Source organism: Clostridium tepidiprofundi DSM 19306, assembly GCF_001594005.1.
GTDB classification, from domain to species: domain Bacteria; phylum Bacillota; class Clostridia; order Clostridiales; family Clostridiaceae; genus Clostridium_AC; species Clostridium_AC tepidiprofundi.
The window spans coordinates 1-5675 of record NZ_LTBA01000081.1 but is presented as its reverse complement, the minus strand read 5'-3'; the positions used below and the strand labels follow the sequence as shown (position 1 = coordinate 5675).

The 5675-nt window shown below is 28.3% G+C and carries 6 protein-coding genes; 1 reads left to right on the top strand and 5 read right to left on the bottom strand.

Annotated features, from left to right (window positions below; translation table 11 throughout):
- Positions 1–153: 153 nt before the first annotated feature.
- Positions 154–624, bottom strand: coding sequence for a hypothetical protein (locus CLTEP_RS13315; protein WP_066827489.1), 471 nt, complete (start codon positions 622–624; stop codon positions 154–156).
- A 363-nt stretch (positions 625–987) separates the two neighbouring features.
- Between CLTEP_RS13315 and CLTEP_RS13310 the strand changes: the two genes are divergently transcribed.
- A complete protein-coding gene (locus CLTEP_RS13310) occupies positions 988–1305 on the top strand; it encodes a DUF4250 family protein (protein ID WP_066827487.1) in 318 nt (105 codons plus the stop codon).
- 770 nt (positions 1306–2075) lie between these two features.
- On the opposite strand, the gene CLTEP_RS13305 is transcribed toward CLTEP_RS13310, so the two are convergent.
- The 4 genes from CLTEP_RS13305 to CLTEP_RS13290 all read right to left on the bottom strand — a co-directional run bounded on the left by CLTEP_RS13305 (position 2076) and on the right by CLTEP_RS13290 (position 5216).
- A complete protein-coding gene (locus CLTEP_RS13305; RefSeq protein ID WP_084364991.1) occupies positions 2076–3137 on the bottom strand; it encodes an alanine/ornithine racemase family PLP-dependent enzyme in 1062 nt (353 codons plus the stop codon).
- Between the two features lie 77 nt (positions 3138–3214).
- Entirely contained in the window at positions 3215–3880 is a 666-nt protein-coding gene (locus tag CLTEP_RS13300; RefSeq protein ID WP_066827485.1) for a Type 1 glutamine amidotransferase-like domain-containing protein, read from the bottom strand.
- A gap of 439 nt (positions 3881–4319) precedes the next feature.
- Positions 4320–4751: a DUF4275 family protein gene (locus CLTEP_RS13295; RefSeq protein ID WP_066827483.1), complete on the bottom strand. Its 432-nt coding sequence runs from the start codon at positions 4749–4751 to the stop codon at positions 4320–4322.
- A gap of 258 nt (positions 4752–5009) precedes the next feature.
- A complete protein-coding gene (locus CLTEP_RS13290; protein ID WP_066827481.1) occupies positions 5010–5216 on the bottom strand; it encodes a hypothetical protein in 207 nt (68 codons plus the stop codon).
- Positions 5217–5675 lie beyond the last annotated feature (459 nt).

The following is a 5675-nucleotide window of genomic DNA, read 5'->3' as shown; positions in this document are numbered from 1 at the left end:
TAAATTCTGTTCCTTTGTACTTACCCTTGCATAGCCATAAATTCTCATAGTTGCTTCCCCTCTCTTTATGTCCAAAATTATAATACAAATGTATCATAATATCAAGTGTATTTTTGATACGTTTCATAATATTTTTTATAAGTATTCGATACGCTACAAAGCATTGAAATACGGTAAACAACAAACCGTTTCAAAAAGTATAGTATCTGAACTTATCCACTTGTAATGTGATATTTTATTCCATTTATAAAATTTTTTCTTGAAATAGATTCCTTTATTTGTAATATATGAATATTTTACGTCTCTAATTAAATGTTTAAGGTTGAGATCTATATTAAAAAACGAGCCAAATATTCCAATAATTAGTCCTTCTTTATCATTAACACTATAAATCCCCCAAAGTAATATAATTAAAAATACAATTATTCCAACAATATCTAAAATTAAACTTACATAAGAAATTTTTTCATTAGTTAATCTTGCAATCTTTTTACCTGTAAGACTCGGTTTATTGAGTATAATTAAAAAGTTATTTATAATAATAATTAAGATATGAGTAATTATTATTAGTGTTAACATTTTTAGTATTACTAATAATGTTATGATAAAATATGATAAAAACATAGTAATTTCCTTTCACTTTCTTCAATACACGGTGATATTATACCATAAAATAACTAAAATGATAACATATTCATCAAATTTGTATTGTATAAGAATAAAGTGTAAATCCAACATGACCTTTAAAATAGAATACCTCTATTTTCTTATATAACCTAATGTATGACGTTTAAAATTAAAAATAGCCAAAACATACCTTGAAATGTCTTGAGCCATTCTAAAGTGTTTTTGAGTGGCTATTTTTGAAATTACAAATTATACTATTTTCCCCTGATAAACGGTGCATTAAATAAAGGGGATTTTTATTTTTTACCGAAGTTTTATAATAATACAAATAGTACTTGTAATTACGAAAGGGTGTAAATGATGAAGAGAAGCGAATTTGATAAGTTAAATCAACTAGAGCAAATTGATTTTGTAAATAAACAACTTAAGCAAGGTACTTCATTGACTCAAATATGCAAAGATATTGATATTGCTAGAAGCACATTAAGAAAAAGATTTGAAAAGACAGGATATACATTCAATAAAGAGCATAATAAATATGAATTAGCAGTAGCTACAAAGATTGTTCGTTTCACTTCCAATCTTTGTAAGGGGTCAGGTACCTTACAAAAACTGGACTGCAGTTTTTGTTGCTATAGACCCTTACATTCGGAATTTCGTCAGTCCCTTCTTTATTAGGACATTCTCACCATAGATATTTTATAGACTCCCGACCTATCTTACACTCGACCACCTCTGGTTCGCTTTTCCTCATCATTACACGTTAGGGTGTAATCTCAGCCGACTTCACCGAGCTTATGACGTTATCCTTCTTAATAAAAATTTCGCCATTCGGAGTATTAGAGAAAACCCTTCAAGGCGTTACCCTCTCATTTGACTTTTCAAACTATTAGTTCTTAGATAACTTATTTATCTAGGCAATACTTTTCATATTGCAACGTGTCGCACTACTATATTCTCTGTGAAGACTATGTAACCCATAGCTATCTGCAATATTTGATATTACTTTTCTCAAAATACCACACCCAATCAATATTATCATTAAGCTATTAATTTTGTCTGATACTCTGTTTTGTTCTTAATTTTATATTTTAATTCTACATATACAATTACTATTAATACTATATTGAACTATATTGAAGTATATTATGCAATTGGGTGAATAATAATAGCATAAAGTATTCTTTTCCCTTATCGTGCTGATATATTTAATGTAACAGTTGATTACTTAATCACTGATGTTGATAATATAAATGCTATTATATCTAAAAAATGTCTTTATATTTTGTACGAAAATGAATGTAATCTTAAAGGTATAACTGAACAACTATTAGTTTAGCATTAGCACACACTATACCATATCTGTTTATTTCACAAAAAAGAACACCTATTATCTAAGTGTTCTTTTCTTAATCATTATACTATTTTTATTACTTCCTACTCTCAGCCTAAACATATTCTCTATAAATATACTCAGAAGTCATAGCAAAAAGGCTCCCTCTATAATTCAAGTTAAATTCTATAGTATCACAAACCTTATACTGAACATCACTCTCGGTTATATCTAACAATAAATGATCACTACTACTTCCCAATATTTCACACTTATGGTCTATAGGTCTTATATCTATATGATTGACATCTTGTCCACCTATTGCACATATTGCTCTTAGCCTTTTCCCCTTATCTTCAAAATATGAATCTTCCCCAAAGGCAGTAACTCCTATTTTTCCTATGGATTTAGATGGTTTCATCTGCACCTCTACTATTTCAGCCTCAAGTGTAAACGCATCGTATATAAGCCCTTCTATGGGCTCATCATTTAATCCTAATCCTAAAAAAAGAGATACTCCTAACCTTAGCTGATTTATTTCTTTAGGAATTTCATCTTTATCAAAAAGATTTGTACTACCAGATGCACCTCCTGATATAATTTCTATATCTACATTAAACCTTCTATAGATCTGTCTTTTTATATACACTAATCTATTTAAATTTTCTCTAGTAGGCTCTACACCGCCATAACACGATAGGTTCGCACCAATACCATATAAGGTTATCCCTTTCAATTTAATAATATTTTCTGCAATTTCGTATATTTTTTCATCATAATATAAACCTTCTCTTAAATCTCCTAAGTCAACCATTAATATTACCTTATATTTCTTATTTTGTTTTAATGCTTCACTAGATATACTTTTTGCTAGCTCATATTCCGATAACAGACAAATATCCGAATATTTAACTATTTCTTTTACATTACTTTTCATAGGAATACGTATAAGCATTTTAGGTACATTAAATTTTTCCAATCTTTTTAAATTCAAAACTCTTGAATCCGCTAATAAATTTACTCCGCTGTCTACTAGTACCTTTGCAATTACTGGGTCTCCACTACACATCTTTGTTACCCCAGCTACATAAATATTTCTTTCTCGACACCTATTAACCATAGTTGTAGTATTATGTTTTATTTTAGATAAATTTATTTTAATTCTAGGATAACTCAATTAACCCTCCTCCATAATTTTTCTCATATTCTAGATTATTGCCTTTAAAATTTCATTTAAAAAATGCTAATAAATTTCTATTTTTTAAAGGTAATCACATCCCCAAGCAATGTAATCGTGTTATTATCTAAAATTATTCCTCCAGTATCTTTAATGGCATAAACTATATCTGTTTTTTCTTTTAATGCTCTTTTGATACAGTTATTTTCTAGATCAGTTTCTGAATAATGAACTTCAATATAAAAGTTCTCCTTTATTAATCCTAATCCTTTTGAATACATAAATTCTGGATAGTCTTTATCTGGTGATATATGATAATTACTCAATTGCATTAAAGCCCCTGCACTTACACCTATAATTATCTTGCTCTCATTTATACTATTGAGTAAGCCTTTCTCTAAAACATGTTGAACTGCCATGTCTGGAAGTCCACCTGTTAAAAATACAATATCACTACTTTCTATTATTCTTTTCATTTTATCTTCAGTATCTTCAAAAAAATTAAGAAAGGTAATATTTTTCTCACTAATACCTAGCTCTAAAAATGGTTCAACTATTTCTCTATAATACTTACCATAATTTTCATTGTATGCATCTTGCCATTCCATAATATTACCTATCAATTTTTCACTAAAAGCAAATGGAATTACTGTAATTTTATCATTAGAATGTATATATTTTTGTATTATATCTCTAGCCCATTTATCTTGAAAATTATACTGACTTAATAATATGTTTATCATCCTTGTTCCTCCTAATTATTTATTAGCGTTACATGAAACAAAATCATCATACCATTGTTTTACATAAATTACAACATATTAAATGACTTGTCCGTATATTTTTTGTATATGTGCAAATACTAAGTATTATTGTAACTAATTTGTTTAAAACAAAATTAATAAATACTTTAAATCAAAAAAATATATTAAGCGAGTTGATTATCATATTTTATGGATAATCAACTCGCTTAATATAATGTTTAAATAATTATTTTTAAAATCTATTTTAGTTTCTTTGAAAAAACAGTAGAAACTCCAACACTTTTATTGTTTTCACATTGCAAGGTACCTGACCCCTTTCAAAAATTGGAAGTAAAATAAACAATTTTTGTTGCTAATAAACTATTAACTAATTGTCTTTATCTAAAATGGATAATGAACAGAATGTTTTTTCAAAGCATTACATTCTTCGACTAAAATAAGGTCCACAATACCCTGTTTCATGTGTTTTTACATAGGTCCAATTAAATTCTTTATCCACAACGTAAACATCTGACTCATCCAATAAATCATTTGAATTAAACTTGGCTGCATCCTCAAGAATCAAAACATCATCTGTATGTTGAAAAAAAACATAACAAGCACTTTTCTTCATATTATCAAAGGCTTGTTCAGCTTTTTCTCCTTTTAAACATTCTCTTTTCTCATAGCTAAATATGTGCCAAAGAAAGCCACAGAAACCATCATCGTCAAATAGATGAATAGCTTTCTTTTCTTCAAGTCTCAAATGATTTGCAAAGTTATCTTCCCACTGCTTTCGTAAAAAAGTTCCCCATTTTGGTATTTCAATTACCTTGACCTTTTTGCTTTTAAGTATATCAATTAGCTGCATCTAATTTCTTACCTAATTTCTAAAATTTAGACAATATTACCTGTCTAAATTTTTCACCTTATCGAACTAATAAGATGGTGGTATCACAGGATTCAACCACTAGGATAGCATTGCTAAATCTCGTCTTGCCACTATTGTTCAATTATCCCAATAGAGTCCTACAAGATTATGAGAGTTACCCATTCCTCAAAATGTTTTAATCACCTAAGCCTTTCCTACTAGGTGTACTTAGGCAATACATCTATTTTTAAGTTACTTCTAACTTGCTATTCCTAATAATTTCTTCCTATTAATTAACCACAAATCAGGCTTTACACCTACCTTTCCTTTTATATTTTTATTTATTACAGTCCATTTTTTCCATTCATTATATTTATTAAATTTTTCTCTATCATCAATAAACTTATCAACTAATATCTTTGGTACTCTTTCTTTAAATCCATAACTCCTTCTTGCTATGACCATTCCTCCATCTGTTATACATTAATATGCCTTTACAATCTTCCTTATATTGATATTCTATCATGAAGTAAATAATTTTTTAATAGTATCAATGATATTCTTTAAGAAATTTACATTCATAACAAATACTACTTTTTACGATATGGTGATTTGAGTGAGTAAAATAAGTCCATCACTTCATCTAGTTTAATAGATATTTGCGTTCCTGCAGCAACTCCAATTTCTCTGCCACCTACTCCATTAAGCATCATAGATTAGCACTAAAATTACCAATCTATGTAAGGTACCTGACCCCTTTCAAAAATTGGAAATGAAATGAACAATTTTTGTTGCTACATTCCAATTGAAAGCACTTCTTTAATCCAAGTAGATTTACAATATAGAGCATCAGCTACGATGATATCTGCAAAATGATGATACTCCTTATATAAATTTTTGATTAATCGTTTACCACCTGTAATT